Annotated in this window: 21 protein-coding genes; 11 read left to right on the top strand and 10 right to left on the bottom strand. The window is 61.4% G+C overall.

Annotation, left to right across the window (positions count from 1 at the left end; genetic code table 11):
• Nucleotides 1-27: 27 nt before the first annotated feature.
• From ACYPYD_RS03610 to ACYPYD_RS03650, 9 genes are read right to left on the bottom strand one after another with little or no spacing between them, the layout of a single operon-like run.
• Nucleotides 28-1,227 carry an NAD(P)-dependent oxidoreductase gene (locus ACYPYD_RS03610; protein ID WP_459662090.1) on the bottom strand — a complete coding sequence of 400 codons (1,200 nt, stop codon included), beginning with the start codon at nt 1,225-1,227 and terminating at the stop codon, nt 28-30.
• Nucleotides 1,224-2,705, bottom strand: coding sequence for a 3-hydroxyacyl-CoA dehydrogenase (locus tag ACYPYD_RS03615; protein ID WP_459662091.1), 1,482 nt, complete (start codon nt 2,703-2,705; stop codon nt 1,224-1,226). The genes ACYPYD_RS03610 and ACYPYD_RS03615 overlap by 4 nt, the downstream gene beginning before the upstream one ends.
• On the bottom strand, nt 2,702-4,207 hold the full coding sequence (locus tag ACYPYD_RS03620; protein ID WP_459662092.1) for a 3-hydroxyacyl-CoA dehydrogenase NAD-binding domain-containing protein: 1,506 nt from the start codon (nt 4,205-4,207) through the stop codon (nt 2,702-2,704). The genes ACYPYD_RS03615 and ACYPYD_RS03620 overlap by 4 nt, the downstream gene beginning before the upstream one ends.
• Nucleotides 4,204-5,370, bottom strand: a complete 1,167-nt coding sequence (locus ACYPYD_RS03625) for an acyl-CoA dehydrogenase family protein (RefSeq protein ID WP_459662093.1) — start codon at nt 5,368-5,370, stop codon at nt 4,204-4,206. The genes ACYPYD_RS03620 and ACYPYD_RS03625 overlap by 4 nt, the downstream gene beginning before the upstream one ends.
• The gene (locus ACYPYD_RS03630) at nt 5,370-6,074 is read right to left on the bottom strand and encodes an SDR family NAD(P)-dependent oxidoreductase (RefSeq protein ID WP_459662094.1); all 705 of its coding nucleotides are present in this window, start codon (nt 6,072-6,074) and stop codon (nt 5,370-5,372) included. The genes ACYPYD_RS03625 and ACYPYD_RS03630 overlap by 1 nt, the downstream gene beginning before the upstream one ends.
• Nucleotides 6,067-6,882, bottom strand: coding sequence for an enoyl-CoA hydratase/isomerase family protein (locus ACYPYD_RS03635; RefSeq protein ID WP_459662095.1), 816 nt, complete (start codon nt 6,880-6,882; stop codon nt 6,067-6,069). Before ACYPYD_RS03635 ends, ACYPYD_RS03630 begins: the two co-directional genes overlap by 8 nt.
• On the bottom strand, nt 6,827-8,461 hold the full coding sequence (locus ACYPYD_RS03640) for a class I adenylate-forming enzyme family protein (protein WP_459662096.1): 1,635 nt from the start codon (nt 8,459-8,461) through the stop codon (nt 6,827-6,829). The genes ACYPYD_RS03635 and ACYPYD_RS03640 overlap by 56 nt, the downstream gene beginning before the upstream one ends.
• A gap of 10 nt (nt 8,462-8,471) precedes the next feature.
• Nucleotides 8,472-9,251, bottom strand: a complete 780-nt coding sequence (locus ACYPYD_RS03645) for an enoyl-CoA hydratase-related protein (protein ID WP_459662097.1) — start codon at nt 9,249-9,251, stop codon at nt 8,472-8,474.
• On the bottom strand, nt 9,248-10,933 hold the full coding sequence (locus ACYPYD_RS03650) for a CaiB/BaiF CoA transferase family protein (RefSeq protein ID WP_459662098.1): 1,686 nt from the start codon (nt 10,931-10,933) through the stop codon (nt 9,248-9,250). The genes ACYPYD_RS03645 and ACYPYD_RS03650 overlap by 4 nt, the downstream gene beginning before the upstream one ends.
• A 110-nt stretch (nt 10,934-11,043) precedes the next feature.
• Here ACYPYD_RS03650 and ACYPYD_RS03655 point away from each other — a divergent pair, with 110 nt between their 5' ends.
• The 5 genes from ACYPYD_RS03655 to ACYPYD_RS03675 all read left to right on the top strand — a co-directional run bounded on the left by ACYPYD_RS03655 (nt 11,044) and on the right by ACYPYD_RS03675 (nt 14,919).
• Nucleotides 11,044-11,964 (top strand): SDR family oxidoreductase, encoded by a 921-nt coding sequence (locus tag ACYPYD_RS03655; RefSeq protein WP_459662099.1) that lies wholly within the window; start codon nt 11,044-11,046, stop codon nt 11,962-11,964.
• Nucleotides 11,964-12,803, top strand: a complete 840-nt coding sequence (locus ACYPYD_RS03660) for an enoyl-CoA hydratase/isomerase family protein (RefSeq protein ID WP_459662100.1) — start codon at nt 11,964-11,966, stop codon at nt 12,801-12,803. The genes ACYPYD_RS03655 and ACYPYD_RS03660 overlap by 1 nt, the downstream gene beginning before the upstream one ends.
• Entirely contained in the window at nt 12,769-13,128 is a 360-nt protein-coding gene (locus ACYPYD_RS03665) for a carboxymuconolactone decarboxylase family protein (protein WP_459662101.1), read from the top strand. The genes ACYPYD_RS03660 and ACYPYD_RS03665 overlap by 35 nt, the downstream gene beginning before the upstream one ends.
• A gap of 144 nt (nt 13,129-13,272) precedes the next feature.
• Entirely contained in the window at nt 13,273-14,439 is a 1,167-nt protein-coding gene (locus ACYPYD_RS03670; protein ID WP_459662102.1) for a thiolase C-terminal domain-containing protein, read from the top strand.
• Between the two features lie 21 nt (nt 14,440-14,460).
• On the top strand, nt 14,461-14,919 hold the full coding sequence (locus tag ACYPYD_RS03675; protein ID WP_459662103.1) for a MaoC/PaaZ C-terminal domain-containing protein: 459 nt from the start codon (nt 14,461-14,463) through the stop codon (nt 14,917-14,919).
• Here the strand turns inward: ACYPYD_RS03675 and ACYPYD_RS03680 are convergent.
• The gene (locus tag ACYPYD_RS03680) at nt 14,916-15,344 is read right to left on the bottom strand and encodes a Zn-ribbon domain-containing OB-fold protein (RefSeq protein WP_459662104.1); all 429 of its coding nucleotides are present in this window, start codon (nt 15,342-15,344) and stop codon (nt 14,916-14,918) included. The genes ACYPYD_RS03675 and ACYPYD_RS03680 overlap by 4 nt on opposite strands.
• A gap of 129 nt (nt 15,345-15,473) precedes the next feature.
• On the opposite strand from ACYPYD_RS03680, the gene ACYPYD_RS03685 reads away from it, so the two are divergent.
• The 6 genes from ACYPYD_RS03685 (at nt 15,474) to ACYPYD_RS03710 (ending at nt 22,762) form a co-directional block, all read left to right on the top strand.
• The gene (locus ACYPYD_RS03685; protein ID WP_459662105.1) at nt 15,474-17,198 is read left to right on the top strand and encodes a sigma-54 interaction domain-containing protein; all 1,725 of its coding nucleotides are present in this window, start codon (nt 15,474-15,476) and stop codon (nt 17,196-17,198) included.
• A 47-nt stretch (nt 17,199-17,245) separates the two neighbouring features.
• Nucleotides 17,246-18,889 (top strand): MFS transporter, encoded by a 1,644-nt coding sequence (locus tag ACYPYD_RS03690; protein ID WP_459662106.1) that lies wholly within the window; start codon nt 17,246-17,248, stop codon nt 18,887-18,889.
• A gap of 109 nt (nt 18,890-18,998) precedes the next feature.
• Nucleotides 18,999-20,204, top strand: a complete 1,206-nt coding sequence (pcaF, locus tag ACYPYD_RS03695; RefSeq protein ID WP_459662107.1) for a 3-oxoadipyl-CoA thiolase — start codon at nt 18,999-19,001, stop codon at nt 20,202-20,204.
• 40 nt (nt 20,205-20,244) lie between these two features.
• On the top strand, nt 20,245-20,643 hold the full coding sequence (locus tag ACYPYD_RS03700; protein ID WP_459662109.1) for a (R)-mandelonitrile lyase: 399 nt from the start codon (nt 20,245-20,247) through the stop codon (nt 20,641-20,643).
• Nucleotides 20,644-20,765: 122 nt separating this feature from the next.
• Nucleotides 20,766-21,077, top strand: coding sequence for a YciI family protein (locus ACYPYD_RS03705; RefSeq protein WP_459662110.1), 312 nt, complete (start codon nt 20,766-20,768; stop codon nt 21,075-21,077).
• Nucleotides 21,078-21,160: 83 nt separating this feature from the next.
• Nucleotides 21,161-22,762: a carboxylesterase/lipase family protein gene (locus ACYPYD_RS03710; protein ID WP_459662111.1), complete on the top strand. Its 1,602-nt coding sequence runs from the start codon at nt 21,161-21,163 to the stop codon at nt 22,760-22,762.
• Nucleotides 22,763-22,768 lie beyond the last annotated feature (6 nt).

A 22,768-nucleotide genomic window follows, 5' to 3' on the forward strand; every position in this document is an offset into this window, starting at 1 on the left:
CCGTTGCGTTCCTCGTAAGACAAATAATCAGGCGCCGAGATAATGCGCGCGGATCTGGTTGGTCATGGTCAGGGGGACACCGAGCTCGGCGCCTTTGCGCGAGACGGCATCGAGGGCCTCCAGCGCCCCATCGAGCGGAGCTTCGGAAGCAGGCGAGAAGAGGAGATCGCCCTGAGCGCTTGCGCCTGAGCCTGAAGCGATCACGGGAGCGAACCCGTCCATGTCGAGGCCGGCGGCTTTGGCCAGCTTCAGGTTCTCGAGCATGATCGCACGGTTCGAGGCAGCCATTGCAAGTTCGACGAGCCTGAGACCTTCGCCGACCTGCGTTTCTTCCTCGCCCGGTTGTCCGGCGAAATCGGCACCCGTGACGCGCTCCATGAAAGGAACGAGATCATCCAGCCGACTTTCTTGTCCGAGCAGTGCGAGAGCAACATTCATGAGGCTGCGTGCCGCATCTGAAATTGGCATCGGAACATGGGTGGCAAGCGCAAAGTCTGCCGCCTGATTGACATCCTTGACCATTAGGCCAAGCGCGAAATCGGCTGAAGATCTGCCCTCCACGATGGCGGGGAGCAGCCTTTGCGTGACGAAACTGCGTGCGTGGCCTGCATTGCACGCTTCGGTCACCGCCGCAGCAGAGCAACCCATGCGACGAGCGAGACCAAGCAGTTCCAGACTGGTCATGCGATAGCCGGTGTTGATGAGATTGTTGATGGCCTTGGTGGCCTGACCATCGCCGACCCGTTCGCTGCAATGGAACACCTTTGAGCTGATCGTTCCCAGGATTTCCTGGGTCTTGTCGAAAGCCGGCTTCGGTCCCGATGCCATTATCGTGATCTGGCCCGCGATCGCCGATGGCACCCCTCCGGCCACCGGGGCGTCGATCAAACCGATGCCGCGTTCAGCGAGCCTGTCCGCGAACTCTCGTGTCGTGGCAGGGATACCGCTGGTCTGGTCGACGACCACGGACCCTCGAGAGAGATGCTTCGCGATCCCGCCATCGCCGAACAGCGCCTGCTCGACATTGCTGCTTTTGGGAAGGCACAGGATCACGACCTCGCATTGCTGCCCCATCTCGGCAAGGGAGCGAGCACCGGTTGCGCCAAGGTCCTCCAGATCGGCGATTGCCGCAGGATTTAGATCCCAGACCAGAAGGTCGTAGGGACCGGCCAGATGGCGTGCCAGCGCGCGTCCCATCGCCCCGAGGCCAATATAGCCGACTTTCAATTCGTCTCTCCCCTGTCTGCCTTCTGCACGTCTGCTTCCTGCGCAGCCTTGCGCAGGGCGACCGATGGCCGGTACCGGGAGTCCCCGGTCCAGGCCAGCAGCGTATCAATCACTTTCACGATTGTGGACAGTCCGATCGAACGCGCCCAACTGATTGGTCCATTCGGATAATTGACGCCGAAACGCATTGCGTCATCGACCGCGTCGGCATCCGCTACGCCCTGCATGACCGCTTCGAAAGCCTCGTTCGCGATCATCGCAACGGTTCGCATCACTACGAGCCCCGGCCAATCCGGCAGGCGGGTGGCCGAGATGCCTTGTGCGGCCAGCGTCGCGACAAAGAGGGCTTGTGTCTCGGCGTCGACATCTGGCGAAGTGGTGAAACCAATGCGCTTTGGTCCCGGTCCGGCGTCGGCCAACAGATCACAAAGGATGACCGGCACGCCGATCTCGGTGCTGCGCTCGGCGGCAGTGCGGCCATCGGTCAGCAGAACTGCGGTGTCACCTATACTGCCGGCATCGCTCCGCCCGGCGGTTACACCGGGAATTGGGGAGATCGCCGGATCGGCTGGCTCGGACATCGGGCAAGGCTGAGCGCTATCGGGCGTGTAATCGTAGAACCCGCGCCCGGACTTGCGACCCAGATGGCCGGCATTGACGAGTTCGAGCTGGACGATCGATGGGCGAAAGCGTGGATCTTGGTAATAGGCGTCGAAGATCGATCGGGTCACGGCATAATTCACGTCGTGCCCGATGAGATCCATAAGCGCGAACGGCCCCATCCTGAATCCGCCTCCCTCGACCAGCAATGCGTCGAGCGTAGCGGGATCCGCGACCTGCTCCTCCAGCAGCCGCAACGGCTCCGCGTAATAGGGGCGGGCCACACGGTTGACGATAAAGCCCGGTGTCGAACTGGCCATCACCGCGACCTTGCCCCAGGCCTGAGCCGTCTTCCGGACCTTCACAGCGACTTCGGGATCGGTGGCCGCTCCCGAAATCACTTCCACCAGCTTCATGACGGGAGCAGGGTTGAAGAAGTGCATGCCTACGACGCGCCCAGGCCTTTTGGCGTCGCGCGCAATCGAGGTGATCGAGATGGAGGAAGTGTTGGTCGCGATGACAGCATCGGCTGAGAGGACGGCTTCCAGCGCGCTGATCAATTCGCGCTTGATCTCGAGGTTTTCCACGATGGCCTCGATCACCAGGGCACAATCGCCAAGTGTGTCGAAGTCCTCGGAGATTGTCAGGCGCTCGGCAATTGCCGACATTGCGTCGGGTTCCATCTTGCCTCTGGTGACAAGCGCCTTCAATCCATCGAGGGTGCGCTCGCGCCCGCGCTGCGCAGCACCAGGTGCTGCATCGTAAAGCCGGACACGATGTCCGGCCGCAGCTGCGACTTGCGCGATTCCCGCGCCCATCGCACCCGCACCGATGACGCCGATCACAACCGTGTTCGGTAATGCTCCGGTTCCGGTCATGCTGTCACCCGCCGTTTCGCGACAACAGCTGCACGGGCAGGGGCATAACCGGACTGTCCCGTCATCGCCAGGATTGCGCTCGTCACGTCGAAGTGACGCGCGAGGCCGCCACGGGTCACCCGTTCGATGGGACCGTCTGGATAACCAAGGCCAAGCCGGCAGGTCGTGTCGATCGAAGCGGCATCGGCAAGCCCTTCGTCGAGAAAGCGCAAGGCATCGTTGTATTTCGGACGGACCAGGTGATCGATGATGCGACCGGGCCGATCGGCGCAGACCGCGACCGCAAAGCCGGCCGCACTGAACAGCGCGCGCGCGGCAGCAATGGCGTCGGGCGAAGTCCCCGGCTGGCGGACGATCTCGATAAGGCCCGATGGCGCATCGTCGCCGTTGCGATACCGCGCGAAGCCGACGACATTGGATCCCTCGCGGCCCATGTCCTCGCCAGTGTGGACACCTAGACATTCGGTATCCAGCTCGACCAGAACGCAGACCTTGTCTGGATTCTCTGCATATCCGCCGCCGAGATGGACGAGCACCTCGCCATCTCGCACCGCTTCGGTGACGAAGGGTTCTCCAGCGTCGAACGAGCGTCCCTTGCCGGCGCCCACGATGCTGTAGCTGGGTGCTTCTTCCGCAACCGGCGGGATGTTCGCACCGAGCAGGCCGGAACCCGATTTGTTGCCGAGCTTCCCAGCGGCAACCATGCGCCGCGCAAGCGGCGGTACTGCCGCGCGGCGGTCCAGCGTGATGGGATAGAATGCTTCGCCCAGGCGAACCTGGGTGTCATACCCGATCATGTCGAGCAAAGTGCATGGACCCATCTTGTAGCCAAGCCCCGCCGTGATCGCGATGTCGATGTCTTCAGGTGTCGCGAGGCCAGCCTCCACGGCGCGGATGACATCATTGTTGAAGGGGACAAGCAGGGCGTTCAGAATGAATCCGGGCTTGTCCTGCGTCTCGACCGGCTTCTGTCCCGCAGCTTCGGTCCAGGCCCAGGCTGCCTGGAAGGTCTCGTCCGAGGTGTTGATGCCGCGCGACATCTCGATCAGCTTCATGAGCTGGGCCGGCAAGCAGAAATGCATTCCGACCACTTTGTCCTCGCGTCCGCAGCCGCCAGCGATCTGGGTGATCGAGAGCGTCGAGGTATTGGAGGCAAAGATCGTCTCGGGTTTGCAGACCGCATTCAGCTCGGCGTAGAACGCCTGCTTGACCTCCAGATCCTCGAAGATCGCCTCGATTACCATATCGCAGTCTGCGAGGTCCGCCAGATCGGTGCTGTCCGAGAGCCGCGCCATCGTGGCGTCGCGATCCTGTTCGGTCATTCGACCGCGTTCCACCGACTTGTCGAAGAACTTGCGGGTTCCTTCCCGCGCCGATGCCAGGCCTTGGGCAGACCGGTCGAAACAGATGGTTTCGAAACCGGCGCGTGCTGCCACGATTGCGATTCCCGCGCCCATGGTGCCGCCGGCGCCGCAAACGGCGACTTTCCTGATAGTGGTCATTTTGCTCTGAAACTCCGTCCGATAAGCTGGCGGTGGATCTGGTTGGTGCCTTCCCAGATCTGGGTAATCTTCGCGTCGCGCATCAGCCGTTCGGCCCGATAGTCGCGGCAGTAGCCGTATCCGCCATGGAACTGGACGCATTCGGTCGCCATGCGCATCGCCAGGTCGCTGGCTCGCATCTTGGCAACTGATGCCTCGAGGCCGATGTCCTGTTCCCCGGCATCGACGAGAGCGGCAACGTGGTCGATCCACTTTTCGAGCATGACCAGTTCGCTGGCGAGGTCGGCGAGGGTGAACTGGTTACCTTGGAATTCGATCACCTTCTGGCCGGATTGCGAGCGCTCGTTGCCGTAGGAGACCATGTCCCGGAACGCTGCGCGGGCAATGCCTCGTGCATGAGCGGCCACCGAGGGACGCGACTTGTTGAGCGAGGCGAGAAGGATGGCGAGCCCGTCGCCGGGCTCGCCCAGCAGGTTGGCGCGCGGCACCCGTACGGCGTCGAATGCCAGGGCGCAGGTCGACGAGCCATGGTGGCCCATCTTTTCCTCTCGCGATACGACCTCGAACCCGGGCGTTCCTTTTTCCAGGATCAGGGCAGAGATGGAACGCTTGGGGTCGTCGATCCCGGACCATTTGCCGAAGACCAGCAGCAGTTCGGCCACATCGCCGCTCGTAATGAAAATCTTCCCGCCATTGATGACGATATCGTCGCCATCGGGCGTGAAGCTGGTTTTCATTCCGGTGGCGTCGGATCCGGCTGACGGCTCGGTAATGGCAAGGGCACCCAATGCTCCCTCGGCAATGCGAGGCAGCAGGCGCGCCCGCTGCTCGTCGTTGCCATATTCGATGAGCGGCTTCATGCCGTGGTAATTGGTGGCATAGATGATCCCGGTCGCTGCGCACGCTTCGGAGATGAGCGTCACGACTTCCAGGTAGAGCGCATAGGACATGCCGACGCCGCCATAGACTTCCGGGACGAAGATCGCATTGAGGCCCAGGTTGTTAAGCGCCTCGACGTTGTCCCATGGGAAGGTGCCGGTTTCATCGACGTGTTTCGCATTGGGTGCGATGACATCATCGACGAGCCGCTGGACCTGATCGAGGATCATCCGTTCCTCGTCGTTCCAGGCTCGCGCCGCAAGAGTTCGATCGAACAATTTCATCAGTGATTGATCCCCTGTCCGCCGTCGACATAGATCGTCTCGCCGGTCAGGAACGGCAGGTCCTCGACGAAAAGGGCAGCGACCAGCCTCGCGACATCACCCGTCGCACCTGGCGCACCGACGGGGATGCGACCCGCCATCCAGCTGGCGACCTTGGGGCGTGTCAGATAATCGCGGTTGAGATCGGTTTCGATGTAGCCGGGCGCGACGTTGATCGCCCGGATTGCGTCGCCGGCCCATTCCACGGCCATCACGCGGGTCATCGCCGCGACGGCCGCCTTCGAGGCGCAGTAGGCGAGGTTGTCGCGGACGCCCAGCTTGTCGAAGAACGAACCGATGTTGACCACCAGCCCACCGCCCTGGCGCAGCAGCGGATAGGCTTCGCGCGCCGCGATCATGACGGCGGTGGCATTCAGCGCCATCGTGCGGTCGAAGTCCTCGACGCTCAGGTTTGCGATCGGTCCGGGGATGTGGATTCCGGCGTTGTTGACCAGACCGGTCACCGGTCCTCGTTCACCGATCGCTGCGAAGGCCTTTCGGACAGCGTCTTCGTCGGTCACATCGCAGCGCATGCCATTGCCGGCAGGTGCCTCGCCAGATCGCGAAAGACAGGTTACGGTCATGCCTCGCGCCGCGAGTTCGACAGCAATGGCAGCGCCGATCCCCTTGGATGCGCCGGTTATGACGATCTGGCCATCACGCATCGCTGAACACCGCTTTGCGCTTTTCTTCGAACGCGGCCATGCCTTCCTCGGCGTCGCGCGTACGGTATGCGAGGGTCGAGAGGTCGGCTTCGATGCGCAGTCCTTCGACAAGCGATACGTCGCCGGCGCGCTGGACGGCGCGGCGTGCGAGTTCGAGCGCTGGCAGGCTGTAGCGCGTGAACCTGGCAGCAAAAGCGAGACCTGCCTCCTTCAAGTCGCCATCCGCCAGAGCATTGATCAGGCCGATCTGCTGCGCCTCCTCGGCGGACACGTTGCGACCGGTCATGATAATCTCGAGCGCCCGCGCTTCACCCACGAGACGAGGCAGGCGCTGGGTACCGCCGTAACCGGGAATGAGACCCAGTTTGATCTCCGGGAGGCCGAACGCAGCGTTGGTCGATGCGATACGGAACGTCGACGCCAGTGCCAGCTCCGCGCCGCCGCCGAAAGCGTAGCCGCCGACGAGTGCGATCGAGGCCACCGGCAGCGTGTCCAGCTTGGCAAAGACGCTCTGCCCCAGTTCCGCGCCGCGCTTCTGTGCCACGAGGTCGCGCCCGCGCAGTTCCTTGATGTCCGCACCTGCGCAGAAGGCCTTGTCTCCCGCGCCGGTGATCAGAAGAGCGCGCACATCGGACATGGCCGCGACGGCATCGATCGCGGTACCGATGTCCTTCAGGATCGCGAACGACAAGGCGTTGAGCGCCTCTGGACGATTGAGAGTGAGGAGGGCGCAGTTACCTTCCCGGCTCAGTTCAACTGACATGGAGTGCTCCGGATTTTGGTTGATAGCGAACGGGTCGAGGCGCAAGTTCGCCTTTCTCGACCATGGCAGCGAGATCGCGTTTCAGGATCTTTCCGCTTGCGGTCAAAGGCATCGCCGGCATTGAGACGAACCATTCAGGCATGTCGAACTTCGACAGGTCCTCGCTGGCAAGATGTTCGAGAAGTTCGTCCGGTTCGAGCGAACCGATGATCGCGAGGCATACCTTTTCGCCCAGGCGCGGGTCGGCGACACCGAATGCTGCGGCTTTCTCCACCAGAGGATGGGTGAGCGCGAGTGCTTCAATCCGCGAGGGGTAGATGTTGTGCCCACCCCGGATGATCACATCCTTGATGCGCCCCTCGATGCGCAGGTTGCCCTGGTCGTCGAACGAACCCAGATCACCCGAAAGCATGTAGCCATGCCTGTTGAAGGAGCGTTCCGTGGCTTCCTGATTAGCAAAGTAGCCAAGCATGAGACAGGCGCCGCGTCCCCCGATCTCGCCGGTCTCGCCAGGTGCCAGTTCGCGGTCCGGGTCTGCCGGGTCCCAGATTCGCACTTCGTAGGCGCTGCCCCCCCGACCGCAGGTAGATATCCAGACATCGACCGGGTCGTCAGGGTGAGTGTACTGATGTGAGGAGCACTCCGTCATTCCGTAGATGTTCTGCGGCACGATGCCCTGGTCGACGAAGCCCTTGGCGACGACTTCCGGAATGGGGGCCCCAGCCATGTAGAACGTACGAACCGATCCCAGCCGGGCGAGGCCGCGCCTTTTTTGTTCCGAAAGCAGTTCCATCGCATGGGTCGGAACACCGAGAACATACGTCGCCCCCGTTTCCATTATCCAGTCCAGACGGCCGGTTCCCGATGGCGCATCATCGGTCACCATCTGGCCGCCGCAAACCAGCCACTGGCCGACGGCAACCCAGGCGATATGGTGGGAAAGGGGGCTGAGCGATAGGATCACCGCCTGATCGTTTAGGCGCCAGTCGCGCGCCAGTTGCCGTGCATTCGCAAGCAGCGTGTTGCTCGAATGCATGACGCATTTCGGGCGGCCGGTCGTCCCGGATGTAAAGGCGAGATAGACGACTGCATCCGGATTGCCGTGCGGTTCGCGATGTTGCGGACCGGTGATGCACAGTGGCCAGTTGGCAGGCGTGTAGACATGACGAAGCGAAGGCACGTCCGAAAGCATCGCCTCGAAATCCTTGGTCGCCCGGTCGGCGCCCCAGCCTGGTTCGGTGACCAGGGCCGAGGCTCCGATTTCCTTCAGCAGAACAACGATCTCGCCGCAGTTGTAACTGCGGTGCAGCGACGGGTTGCATGCGAGCCCCTCTCTCGAGCAGGCGAGGAACGCGATAATGGCCTCGGCCCGGTTCGACATCCAGATCGAGACGCGATCCCCCGCTGTCAGGCCGCGTTCGCGCAGGTCGTCCGCCATCGCGTCCACCCTGGCCTTCACGCTCTGCCAGTCGAGCGACTGTTGGCCATCGCGCAGTGCAGGTGCATCGGGACGCAGCTTCACCTGCGCAGCCAGCAGGCCATAGAAGGTATCGTCGCGCCAGAGTCCCGAACCATAATAGGACCGGGATGTCGCGGGATCGTGCAGGGTCAGGAATGGACGCATTCGTAATCTCTCATCGACCGATTTTGGCGGGGTCCGGCTTGCGCCGTTCAGCGAAGCTCGCGCCAAGTTCCTTGGCTTCGGGCGATCCCAGGTACTGGCTGAGCAGCATGTCGTGGGTGACTCGCGACAGACCTCCGACACCGCCGTGGCGTGCATTGAATGCGCCCTTGATGGACGCTAGGGCAAAGGCGCCGCGCTCGGCGACCTCGAGAGCAAATTCGCGGGTCTTCTCGGCAAGCTGATCGTCAGCAACGACCCGGTTGATGAGGCCGATTTCCTGCGCATGGGCTGCGGTCATCTTGGGATTGGTGTACCAGATTTCCTTGGCGCGCTTCTTTCCGACCAGGTCCTCGAGATACCAGGTGCCATAACCCGCATCGAACGACCCCATCATCGGGCCGACTTGCCGGAAGATCGCACTTTCCTTGGCAATGGTGAGGTCGCAGACGACTTGCAGCACGTTCCCCCCGCCGACGGCAAATCCGTTGACGCTGGCGATTACCGGCTTTTGCAACTTGTCGATCGCCTCGTACATTTCCAGCACCGGCAAGACGCCTGCGTACAGCTTGGTATCCTCCATGCCGTCCTTGCGCCCGCCGATGCAGAAGAAGCGATCGCCCGCACCCGTAAGCACGACGACCCGGGTTCGGGTTTCACGGCGAATTCCCTCGATGCAGTCACGGATTTCGTGACACATCGTCTCGGTAAACATGTTGCCGTCGTCCGGACGATTGAGCGTGATGGTGCCGATCACGCCGTCTTCTTCGTACAGGATTTCGCTGAAGCTCATGTCGTCGTTCCTTCGATGCTGGCCGTCCGTCGGGAAGATCGGCCATTCAGAATTTCGCTCGTGTGCTGGCCCAGCAGCGGCGGGGCAGAACGCGGGTAACTGGGCAAGTCGTCGATCCGGATCCCAAGGCCGATCTGGGGCACCCGCCGGCCATCTCCGGCATCGATGGCGTAGAACAGGCCGCGGTCCTGCAGAGCCTTGTCACAGGCGACCTCGTCGACCCGGTTGATCGGGCCGGCAGGGACGCGTTCGGCCGCGAAGAGCGCAAGCCAGTCCTCGCGCGTGCGGGTGAGCAGGATACGCTGAATGTCGGCGACGATCGCTTCGCGGTGTACGCGCCGCAAGGCATTCGATCCGTACTCCGCGCGCGCTGCATAGTCGGGATCGCCAAGCGCAGCCCAGAACCGCTTCCAGATGGGGTCGGAGCCAAGGCCGAGCGTGATCGGCAAGTCGGCCGTTTCGAAAGCCTGATAGATGGCGATGACGCTGTCCGTTCCACCCGATCGTGTGGGCACTTCACCGGAACCGAGGTATGTGGCGATCCGGCAGGAAAGAAATCGCGTCATGCTCTCGACCAGGCTGACATCGATCTTGCGTCCGCGACCGCTCCTTTGCCGATCGAACAAGGCTGCCAAGGTGGCCATGGCCGCATCGTGGCCCGCCAGCATGTCCGCGGCCGGCGCGCCCACCTTCTGCGGATCGCCGCCAAGGGCTCCGGTCAGGTCCATGATTCCCGAATAGCCTTCTGCGATCAGGTCGTAGCAGGTCAGTTCCGCTCGCTCGCCGCTCAGGCCAAATCCGGTGATCGAAACATGCACGATGTCCTCGCGGATCTGGCTCAGGGAGGCGTGGTCGAGGCACAGCTTTCGCTGGATGTCGGGAGGCTGGTTCGTGACCACGACATCGGCGCGGCGAACGAGATCGTGCAGATCCGCTCGTCCCCGCTCCTGCCGCAAGTCGAGAACGACGCTGCGCTTGTTGCGGTTCATTGCTGCGAACCAGAGCGCCTCACCGTCGAGAAAGGGGGGGCCCCACTGCCGCGCATCGTCGCCCTGCGGACGTTCGACTTTGATGATGTCAGCCCCGAAGTCGGACAGAAGCATGGTGGCGTAAGGTCCGGCGATCGACGTCGTGAGATCAAGTACGGTGATCCCCGTGAGCAGGGCGAACGGCTCACCGAGCGGCGCGACCGGCAGCCGATCGACTGGCAGCCCATCGATCCCGGGCGTCGTTCCTGTTCCATCCATTCCGCAGCAACCTCCCCAGCCGGCTGATCCGGCGTTCGGAAGGTCTCGATGCAAGCGATATGCCAAATGCAAAATGGTGCGGCGCAATGCTGTCGTGCGCGTGTCCGTTGTCCTTGGCGCCAACAGAATGTCTTTTCTGTGCGCACCGGTATCGAGGCTTTCCCCACCACGAAGCTCTAAGATCAGGCTTTCCCGGACCGGTTCGCGTCCCGTCCCGGAGTAGCCGATCGACGGCCGCAAAACACGAAGGCGTGCCGGCTCGGGACCCGGTCGCCCGCCACCCGCGTCGGGTGCTCGCGGATCCGAGACGACCCTGACTGCGGTGAGCCTGCCAAGGGTATGCAGCCGTGCAGGCTCGACGATGGTACCGGCAAAACGGTTCGGCGATTGGCGGAATGTCCTCTTCTGGAGGACGGCGCAGGCTGCGTAACGCATGTCGAGATCGGCTCCCCGTTGTCCTCGCGGTCAACACGATGTCCGCCTGATATGCACAGCGGCCTTGGGGTGCCCAGGTGCTCGATACCCTTTCGTGAGCCGGTTCCCCGGTGCGCGGCCTGTTTCTGGACGGCTGGCATGAGGCTTGCAGAGGCCGGTTCACGATTTGCGAAAACGCGGTTTCTCGGAAAGGATCATCAATGACATTTGCCTCGGACGCACTGGCGGGACGCGTGGCGCTTATTACCGGCGGTGGCAGCGGCATCGGCTTTGGCATCGCCGAAGCCTTTGTGAGGCATGGCGCGCGGGTCGTAATTGCGAGCCGGGACGCTGCCCGGCTCGAAGGTGCGGTTGAGAAGCTGCGCGCACTGGGCGGAGAAGCCATGGCTGTCCAGGCGGATGTACGATCCTACGATGATGTGGAGCGGGCTGTCGCAACGACTGTCGAAACCTATGGATCGCTCGATGTCATGATCGCGAATGCAGCCGGGAATTTCGTGGTTCCCGCCGCGACGATGAGCCCCAATGCATTCAAGGTGGTGATCGATATCGACCTCAACGGCACCTTCTTCTGTGCCCGTGCCGCACACGAGGCCCTTGCAAGATCCGCCTTCGGTGGTCGATTGATCGCGATCTCGACGACGCGCGCGCTTGAGGGGTGGCCCGGCTGCGCGCACGCAGGCGCCGCCAAGGCGGGGATCATGTCGCTTATGCGAACCCTGGCAGGCGAGTGGGGTCCCGATGGCATACGTTGCAATACCATCGCTCCGGGCGCGATCGGAGACACCGAGGGGGTAAAGCGCATCTATGAAGACGCTGGGCGCGCGGCTCATCAGCTTTCCTCGATCCCGCTGGGGGCTTTCGGCAAGACCGCGGACATCGCCGATGCTGCTGTCTTCCTGTGTTCTGACGCAGGCTCCTACATCAGTGGCGCGGACATCGTGGTGGATGGCGGCCGTAATCGCAGTCGCGCAGGCGGTGTGCCTCCCGAAGTGCTGGCCGAAGCCGCGCACGCAGGAAAGGCTGCGTAATGGAGGATTTCGCGCATATCGAGACTGAACGGCAGGGCGCCGTGCTGGTGGTGCGGCTCGACAACGAGGCGGGCCGCAACGCGCTTACCCGCGAGATGCGGTATTCACTGAGAGATCTCACGCGGGCGATCCAGGATGATCTTTCCATCCGCGCCATCTACTTGACCGGCAAGGGCAAGAGTTTCTGTGCCGGCGGCGATCTCAATATGCTCACGAAGGCGTCGGAGCCGTGGGACGTGCATCGTCGCTTCAGCCATGCTGCGACGATGTTCCCGCCGCTTCTTACGCTGGACCGCCCGGTGGTGTGCGGAGTGCGTGGTCATGCGGTGGGGGGCGGCCTTGGCTTAGCCCTCATGGCCGATCTGATCGTCGCGGGCGAAAGCGCAAAGTTCTCGGCGGGTTTCTTCCGGCTGGGCGTTGTGCCCGATTGCCTGGCGATGTTCACGCTTCCCCGCCTTATCGGGCTGGCGCGAGCGCGCAATTTCCTGTTCACCGATGCGACCTGGACTGCCGACGAGGCGGTTGACCTTGGGGTGGCGCTCAAGAAGGTGCCGGACGACGAGGTGGACACGGAAGGTCTGGCGTTGGCCCATCGTCTTGCAAATGGTCCTGCGCAGGTCATGGGACTTTCCAAGCAGTTGCTTCTCAGAACCTTCGAGAGCAGCGTCGAGGAGATGATGCGAACCGAGGGCCTCGGGCAGGTCCTCGCAATGTCGAGTGCCGAATTCCAGGAAGGACTGGCCGCGCTCGTCGAGAAGAGGCGCCCGGAATATGCCGCCGCGGCTGCGCGTAGCGCAGTTACTGATGGAATGGGCGGTCCTCCGCCAGTGGGCGAGTAAATCGGTTATGTCCCGGACAAAAGCCACCACCCCTTATGAGATCGCCCCGCAGCTCGAACGAATTCGCGACGAGGTGCTTTACGCAGATGTCTGGGAGCAGCCTGAACTCAGCAAGCGCGACCGCAGCCTCGTTACTTGTGCCGCGCTCGCAGCATTGTGCCGGACGCCGGAACTGGAAGCGCACATGGCTATCGCCATTCGCAATGGCGTGACCCAGGACGAATTGCGAGGTCTCATCACCCATATCGCATTTTATGCGGGTTGGCCCGCAGCGATGAATGCCGGCCGGGCAGCACTCGCTGTCTTCGATGACGAGCGTGACTGACCAGCATAAGCGCACGCAATCCCGGTCCTGGTCCCACGGCCGGTCCGTGCGGCGTCGCACATGCAAAGCGCAAGGCGGGCGCGAGCCGCTCTGCCGCAAGCCGACTGAGGGATACAAGCAAATGAGAAACCGGAAGGTGTCACGATGACGCTGCGCAACAGTGTAGCCATAGTAGGGGTTGGTGAAAGCGATATCGGCAAGCTGCCACATATGACGGGCCTGGGTCTAAATGCCCAGGCTGCGCGGCGTGCGATCGAGGACGCGGGCCTCAAGCCAAACCAGATCGATGGGCTCCTGACGGCCTATTCCATGACCGAGCCCTACTTTATGCTGGGCTCGGTGCTGGCCGAGTATCTGGGCCTGCAGCCGCGCTTCTGCGCCTCGATGGTCGTTGGAGGTGCTTCTCCACTGGCAATGCTTCACCATGCGGCACAGGCCGTCAAGACCGGTGCGGCGGATGTGGTACTGGTCTGCGCAGGTGAGAACCGGGCGACCGGCATGTCGCGTGATGCAGCTGTTGCCGCATTGAGCTCCGTGGGGCATCCTTATTTCGAGGCTCCCTATGGCGTAGGCATCCCCTCGCTCTACGCCATGGTCGCCAATGCCTACATGGCCAAATACGGGACCACGCGCGAGGAGATGGCAGCCGTTGCGGTCAACACGCGCGCCCACGCCTGCCTTCATCCGCGCGCACAGATGCGCGCGCCGATTTCGATCGATGACGTGCTCACCTCGAAGGAAATCTCCGATCCCCTTCGCATGCTCGATTGCTGTCTGATCTCCGATGCGGGCGGAGCCTTCATTGTGACCAGTCCCGAGCGAGCCCGCGACTTGCCCGGAAAACCGGTACATCTGGCCGGTATTGCCGAGGCGCATACCCACGAGCATCTGCTGTGTGCACCTAGCCTTACCGAGTTTGGTGCCGCGCGATCGGGCGAGGCGGCTTACGCGATGGCCGGCCTTGGGCCGACCGATATCGATGTGGCCATGCTTTACGATTGTTTCTCGATCGTGCCGATCATCGAGATGGAGGAGCTTGGCCTCGCAGGACGGGGAGAGGGAGGCGCCTTCTTCGCCGCCGGCCACGCGCGTGTGGGTGGCAAACTTCCCGTCAACACGCATGGCGGTATGTTGAGCCATGCCCACGCAGGCGCGGTGGGCGGCCTCATGGCGATCATCGAGGCGACGCGTCAGGTTCGTGGCGAAGCGCATGGGAGACAGGTGCAGGGAGCGGGCACGGCTCTGGTGCACGGTGAGGGGGGAATCCTCTCGTCGCATTGTACCGCCGTTCTCACCGCCGAGCCACGCTGAACAGATTTAGGAGAAGATCATATGACAACGCCGCGCGGCATGTTTTTCGACGATTTCACGATCGGTCAGCAGATCGAGACTCCCCGAAGGACCATCACCAGTACCGATATCGTCAACTTCGCTTGCCTTTCAGGAGATTTCAACGGCGTTCATACCGACCATGAATACTGCCGCACGACGCCATTCGGCGAACCGATTGCCCACGCCCCCCTGATCTATGCTGTCATGGGCGGTCTTCAGTATGCCAGCGGTACGAATGACGGAACGCTTCTGGCTGTGCTTGGCATCGATGAATGGCGGATGCTCATTCCGGTCAAGCATGGCGATACCGTACACATGCGCTCCACCGTGATCGACAAGCGGGAGACATCCAAGGACGACCGCGGTGTCGTGTCGTTCAACCGCGAGTTCGTGAACCAGCGGGAGGAAGTGGTTCAGCGCATGAAGGCCACCTTCCTCTACCGCCGACGCCCAGCCTAGTCGGTAAGTTCGACCCGCGGCCGAGCAAGCCGGAACTGGGGCAGGGTGCGTCCGTTCGCATCCTGCCCGAATTCGACTACGACCGGATCGCCGATCTCGACTGTGAGGGCATCATTGCCTAAGATGTTTGTGATCATCCGCGGACCTTCCTGCACCCGGATCGAGGCGATCGCGTAGGGAACCTTGTCGCGAAACTCGGCCAGCGGGGCGCGGCGCACGATCGTGAAACTCTCGACGGTCCCCTTTCCTGCACTTTCGAGGGGCTGCAGATCGACCTCCCAGCATGTCGCACACTGGTGGCGCGGCGGGAACTGCACGTGGCCACATGCACCGCATTTCTGGAACTCCAGGCGCCCGTGCGCAGCCGCGTTCCAGAAGCTCGAAGAATCCCCGTTGGCCAGTCCATTCTCCATCGTCATCTCCATATCTCTTGCCGGCGCGTCGCCAGAATGCATCGAACGATATGCAAGGAGCGGACCAACCGCTGACGATCGTGTCGCTTCAAATAGAAATTGACGAAAGTGACCGCAAGAAATACACCAAGGGGGAGAGGAATGGCGGAATCGAGAACAGTTTCCACCGCCAGTTGGGCAGATATGGCAAAATTTGAAAATGACGCTCCGAGGCTTTCCGGCGTTGTCATCGTCAGTCTGGATGGAAAAATACTCTACTCTAGAGGGCAGGGGGAAGATCCGCAGGTTCAGGCGGCAATCACCAACCGGGAGTGGCTGGCCGAAGTGGCAGGTCGCGATGCCTATCCGATTGCGCTTCGAACGGAAACGCTGGTCGCATTGGTGAACCGCTGCAGTGATGCATACATCATTATTCTGTCGCGCGAACCTATCGGCACCGCGATGCGCTTTGTCATGAACGTGGACTTTGCTTTCGACATCTTCACGCAGGTTCTCACGGACCCTTATGATGCGATGGTCGTGATTGATGACAAGGAACGGATATCGTTCGTCTCACCAGTGCACGAGAAGTTCTTTGGTCTCGGCGAAGGTGAGGCGGTGGGAAAACACATCCGCGAAATGATCCCCAACACGCGCCTGCCTGAGATCCTGCGGTCGGGGGTTGCTGAAGTGGGGCAATTGCTTCGCCTCAAGGACGGCGACCGCGTGGTGTCGCGCCATCCCATTCGCCGTAACGGGAAGATCGTAGGTGCCATTGGCCGGGTCATGTTCAAGGGGCCGCAGCAGGTCGAGGAGCTTTCCCGACGGGTCAACAGCCTGGAGCGGCAGATCGCCCAGTACAAGATGGAGGCGAGCGCCGAGAAGCGCGCCTCGCGTCACCTCGATGCCATAATCGGGCGCAGCCTTGCGATCGAGTCCGTGCGTCAGCAAATCCGCAAGGTCGCGCCGCTCGACGTGCCCGTATTGATCCAGGGCGAAAGCGGGACCGGTAAGGAACTGGTTGCGCAGGCGCTGCATATGCTGAGCGCTCGTCACTCTGGTCGTCTGGTCACGGTGAACGCGGCAGCGCTGCCTGCTTCCCTCGTTGAAAGCGAGCTGTTCGGGTATGAAGCGGGCTCTTTCACGGGGGCCGATCGCAAAGGGCGTCCCGGGAAATTCGAGCAGGCCGACAAGGGAACCATATTCCTGGACGAAATCGGCGACATGCCGATGGAGGTCCAGTCGAAACTGCTGCGCGTACTTCAGGACCGCATCATCGAGCGGGTTGGGGGCGACAAGCCCAAGCACGTGGATTTTCGGCTTTGCACCGCGACCAATCGCGATCTTCAGCGTTTCATCGAGGAGAATCAATTCCGCCTCGACCTGTTCTACCGCATCAGTCCGGTATGCATCATGATCCCGCCGCTGCGCGAGAGGCTCGAAGACGTCCCCCTACTGCTGCACCACTTCGTCGCTGAGCTTTCCGGAAAGTACGGGAAGCCGACGCCTGAAATCGACCCGGATGTCATCGATTTCCTGATGGGCCAGCAGTGGCCCGGTAATGTGAGGCAATTGCGGCACGAGGTGGAACGGGCACTGGTCTTTTCCGAGAACGGCCGCCTTGCTGTGGCTGACTTCATTCGGGGGGCCACGCATGCGCCTCGCGCACCAGAACGTGCTCGTAATGCGCTTCCGATGGCCGCTGCTGAAGGTGAAGTCATGAAGGCAGCGATCGAGCAACTCGAGCAGGACTTGATCACCGAGGCGATGGGACGCTTCAAGGGCAACAAGAAAAAAGTTGCCGAGTATCTCGGGGTGTCGCGTTCTTACCTCTACAAGAAGCTGGGGGAATCCGATGCGGAAGCCGAAGTGGAGATTCTCGGCTGAAGCTCCTGTCTCGTGAGCAAGTCGATACGCCTGGAACCTCGACGCAGGTGAAAGATCGTCCACTTTCGCCTCTGTCGATCCCGACCTTCCGCGCCTTGTGGGCGACCACTGTGCTTTCCAACATGGGGAGTACCATCCAGGCTGTCGCAGCGGCATGGTTCATGACCACGCTGACCACTTCGCCGGTCAAGGTGGCGTTGGTCCAGGCCTCGGCCAATCTCCCGATCATGCTCTTCGCCCTATGGGCGGGGGCGGTCGCGGACGCTTATGACCGGCGGCGAATAATGCTGTCGGCACAGCTGTTCATGCTGCTGGTGTCCACCGTGCTTGCGCTGCTTGCCTGGTCCGGACAGTTGTCTCCCGCGGCCTTGCTGGCGATGACGTTTATGATCGGGGCGGGAACGGCGCTAAACTGGCCCGCGATGCAGGTTTTGGTAGGTGAGATTGTGCCCTCTGCAGCGCTGCCTCGCGCGGTGGCGCTGAACGGTTTGGGTGTTAATCTGGCTCGTACGCTGGGCCCGGCATGCGGAGGTGCGATCCTCGCGCTCTTTGGCGCCGCGGTGGCCTTTATCGTCAACGCCGTGTCGTTCATTCCCCTGGTGACGATGCTTGTGCGATGGCGCTACGATGCGCCCGCCCGCATCTTGCCGCGCGAGAAGATTGGCGCTGCAATGGCCGCCGGGCTGCGCTACGCTGCGCTGTCACGGGCGTTGCGTGCGGTGGCCGTGCGTGCCTTTGTTTTCGGTGTTGCCGCCGGTTCCGTTCCCTCGCTGATGCCTCTCGTCGCAAATGACCTGCTGCATGGGGGGCCTTTCGTCTTCGGAATCCTTCTGGCTTCTTTCGGTGCGGGTGCGATCGGCGGTGCGATCGCGAGTGCCTCGATGCGTGCGCGATGGTCCTCGGAACAGATTGTCGCTCGCCTTTCACTTGTGCTGGCGGCAGGTGCGACGCTTGCCGGGCTTAGCCGATCCATGCCTTTGACGACCGTGGCGATGGCGCTCGCCGGTGCAGCATGGCTGACCGTCCTCACCACCTTCAATGTCGTTACTCAACTCTCCTCCCCGCGCTGGGTCGTGGCCCGCGCCTTGTCGATCTACCAGATGGCGACGTACGGAGGTCTCGCAGCGGGCAGCTGGTTCTTCGGGGCGCTTGCCAGCCGGGCCGGATGTACGGCGGCGCTGGCGGTAGCCGGGGGAGGGCTGCTCATTGTCGCTGCAATCGGGCGGGTATGTCCTCTTCGAGGGGAAAGTCTCGACATGGCACCCCGCGCCGACTGGCACTTGCCTGAAACCAGCGTCCCGGTTGAAATGCGCAGCGGCCCGATCGTCGTCGCGGTGGACTATCGTGTACTCACGGACGACAGTGAAACCTTCCTGTCGCTCATGGCCGAGCGCTCTCGGATACTCAGGCGCGATGGTGCTCGCGACTGGATGCTGCAACAGGATCTGGTCGAGACAGAGGCCTGGGTCGAGACGTACCGGTTTGCGACTTGGCATGACTACGTCCTGCTTAATCAGCGCCGGACCCGGGCGGATCAGCTCGTGCACGAGGCGCTGGCTGCGGTGCAGGCACCCGGAAGCAGTCTGGTTGTGCATCGACGCATTCAACGGCAGGCAAATGGCAAGTCTGGCGGGACGGATGGTCATTGCCAAGGACTGGGTTCAGTCGCAAGCGGCGCCATGACGCCTTGATAGGTCGGCCCTGGCGTCGTGATTGGCCCGGGACTTGCATCCACGGCATCGGCGATGACGCCATCCGCCATGGCGGTGCTCGACCCTTGGACAAGGCCTTCTTCAGACTATGCCCGATGCCTTCATCTGCGATGCCATTCGTACACCTATCGGGAAGCTGAACGGTTCCCTCTCGGCGATCCGCGCCGACGACCTTGCAGCTGTTCCCCTGCGGACCCTGATGGAACGCAATCCACATGTTGACTGGCCTTTGGTCGACGATGTGATCATGGGATGCGCAAACCAGGCCGGTGAAGACAATCGCAATGTCGCACGCATGGGCGTACTGCTGGCAGGTCTGCCGGAAACCATTGCCGCCACTACGGTGAACCGGCTGTGTGGTTCGGGATTGAATGCGGTCGGTTCTGCGGCCCAGGCAATCCGCAGCGGCGATGCCGAACTGATGATCGCCGGCGGCGTCGAGAGCATGACGCGCGCACCATACGTCATGGGCAAGGCAGGTAGCGCCTTCGATCGTACGCAGTCGATTGAAGATACGACTCTGGGTTGGCGCTTCATCAATCCGGCAATGCGGGCAGCGTACGGTGTCGACACCATGCCCTCGACCGCAGAGAACGTCGCAGCCGAATGGAACGTGTCGCGCGAGGAGCAGGATGCGTTTGCATTTGCGAGTCAGGAAAAGGCCGCCGCCGCCCAGAAAAGCGGGCGTTTCGCGCGTGAAATCGTCAGTGTCCGGGTGCCGCAGCGCCGCGGGGATCCGGTGGTCTTTTCCGAGGATGAGCATCCGCGTGTAACTTCGATCGAGAAGTTGGCGGCGCTCCGTCCGGTTGTCAGGGAAAATGGAACGATCACGGCCGGAAACGCGTCCGGACTGAACGACGGTGCGGCGGCGATGCTGATCGCGTCTGAAGCCGCAGCGCAACGTCATGGCCTTACGCCGCGAGCCCGAATTGTGGCGATGGCAGCAAGTGGTGTCGCGCCGCGCGTAATGGGTGTGGGGCCGATCGACGCCGCGTTGAAGCTGCTTCGTCTCGGTAACATCGGTATGGCCGACATCGACGTGATCGAACTCAACGAGGCGTTTGCGAGTCAGGCTGTCGCTACGCTGCGTGCGCTCAATGTCGATCCGTTCAATGACCCGAGGGTCAATCCGAATGGTGGTGCGATCGCGCTTGGGCATCCCCTCGGCATGTCGGGAGCGCGGATCACAATGTCAGCAGTAGAAGAACTGCACTTGCGCAAAGGCCGCTATGCCCTTGCTTTCATGTGCGTCGGTGTCGGCCAGGGGATTGGCTTGCTGCTCGAGCGCGTGTGACGGCGAGCTGCTTATTCAAATCTTTAAACGGGAGAGTCAGATGATCGTAAACAAATCGGCATCCGTACCGTCAAGCCTTGCCCCGGCCGAGACCTTCACCGGTACCGTTCGTCGCGATGGCCTCATCGCGGCGCAGGCGCCGGGACGGGTGTCGACCGGGCTGGTTACCTTCGAGCCGGGCGCTCGCACCGCCTGGCATTCCCATCCCGCAGGCCAGATTCTGATCGTAACCGCTGGTCGAGGGTGGGTGCGCGCCGAGAACCAGCCGCGCTATGAGGTGACGGCTGGTGATTCAATATGGATTCCAGCCAACGAGCGACATTGGCACGGCGGGACAGATACGACGGCGATGACGCATATTGCTGTTACGGAATACATCGATGGAAGCGCAGTGACCTGGCAAGAGCACGTCGCTGACGAAGACTTCCTGACGAGTTGACAGTCCCAGATAGGTTTTGCCCGAGCGCAAAGGTTCGAACGGACCGCCATGAACGTTTGGGCAGACGACGTGCAAAGTGCAAACAAGGGGCAGCGGGTTGAAATAGCGGAGGATATGACGGCATGCTTTGGACCATATATTGTGTCGACAAACCCAACACAGCCCATATCAGAGCGGAATTGATGCAAAAGCATCGAAAATTCATGGAAAGATACAGCGGTTCAATACTATTTTCAGGACCGCTGGTCTCCGATGACGACGAAAATTATCATGTCGGAAGCCTTTTCGTACTCAATGGCGATAAAAACGATTTAGAATTGTTTCTTGCGGACGAGCCTTTTGGCCGTGGTGGGATCTTCGCTCAAGTGATGGTTCGCCGAATGCGTATCGGGCGATTAAATCCGGCTGCCACCGACCCTCAGCCGATATCTTAATGGATAATCTAAACCGGGTCGGTAAGTCGGTGTTTCACACTCCGCGTGCTTGCTCTACCAATGCTCCTCTCAGGCGAGATCCCGTGAAATCAGAATTGTTCCGCACCTGTCGCAATCCGGTGCACGCTGCAGCGCTCGCAGCATTGTGTCCAATCTTGCTGGCACCTGCGAATGCTCAGGTCGTCGCTCAAGCGAGTCACCCGGTGCGCGTCCGCACGCTTCAAGGTACGGTTGAAGGGGTTCGAAAGGAAGGTCTCGCAGTCTTCAAAGGTATCCCATTTGCTCGAGCTCCTGTGAGAGACTTGCGCTGGAGAGAACCGGTTGCTCCTCAATCATGGACGGGCGTTCGTGACGCCACGCAATTTGCCCCGGCGTGTATGCAGGTCGCAAATCCTGCCATGAACATTCCAAGTCAGCCCGTAAGTGAAGATTGTCTTTACCTAAATGTGTGGTCTCCAAACGAAAAGGGCAAACGCCTTCCAGTACTTGTCTGGATTCATGGAGGCGGTTTCAGTTTCGGATCGACCGCAATGCCATTGTTCGATGGCGCCCCATTGGCTAGGAGAGGTGTGGTCTTTGTCTCCTTAGCGTACCGCCTGGGGCCATTCGGTTATCTCGCCCATCCGGACCTTACACGAGAGTCAAAACATCGCGCATCGGGCAACTACGCCCTTATGGATCAGATCGCCGCGCTGCGATGGGTTAAGACTAACATCAAACGTTTCGGCGGGGATCCGTCGAAGGTAACCATCATGGGAGAGTCCGCAGGAGCGATTTCGGCGGGAGGATTAGTCCAATCCCCCCTTGCAAAAGGGCTTTTTCGCGGGGTCATTGCACAAAGCGGTGCGAGCTTCGGTCCTGAATGGGGAGCTATGAGCACGCTACCGCAAGGGGAAGCAGAGGGCGTTCGTTGGGCACGGGCGGTGGGTGGAGATAACCTGCAAGCGCTCAGAGAGATACCCGCTGACAAACTTATCGCTGCTACCCCTCAGGGGAAATATCCTTTCACGCGCATGGCATCGCTTCCCATTATTGATGGCTATGTATTACCAAGTAATCCGTTCATAATTTACCGGCGTCGACGCTTTAATGACACACCTATACTGATCGGAAACAACGCTTTGGAGGGCGCTCTCTTTCCGCCCGTAAGTGGCGTGGGCGAATACGTTGGGAATGTGACGCGTAGGTTTGGGGATGGCGCCGGTCAGGTCCTCAAAGCCTATCCCGCGTCTAGCGATGCCGAGGCAGCTCGATCATGGGTCGCGATAAAGGGAGACGAGGCTTTCGGTCTCCCCGAATTTACTTGGGCAAGGCAACACCAGCTATACGGCAAAACGCCTGTTTTTTTCTACTATTTCGCGCATAATCCTCCCCTTAGACCGGGTGCCCATCCTGGCGCGGTGCACGGTGCGGAGTTGCCTTACGCCCTTGGAACGATGAGTGCCCGAAAGGTCGAGTGGTCGAACGCCGATCGGCAGTTAGCCGATCTTATGGGAGCGTACTGGACGAACTTTGCCAAATATGGCGATCCGAATGGAAAGAATCTTCCGATCTGGCCGAAATTCGATTCACGTCGTGCGACAACCATGCGGTTCACTGACGAAGGCGCGGTTGCTGGCGGGGTCGCTTCGCGTGAGCGATTGGACTTACTTTCTACGCTAATTTTCGGATCTCAACCGAACTGAGGGGCT

Source organism: Novosphingobium sp. 11B (assembly GCF_054589055.1).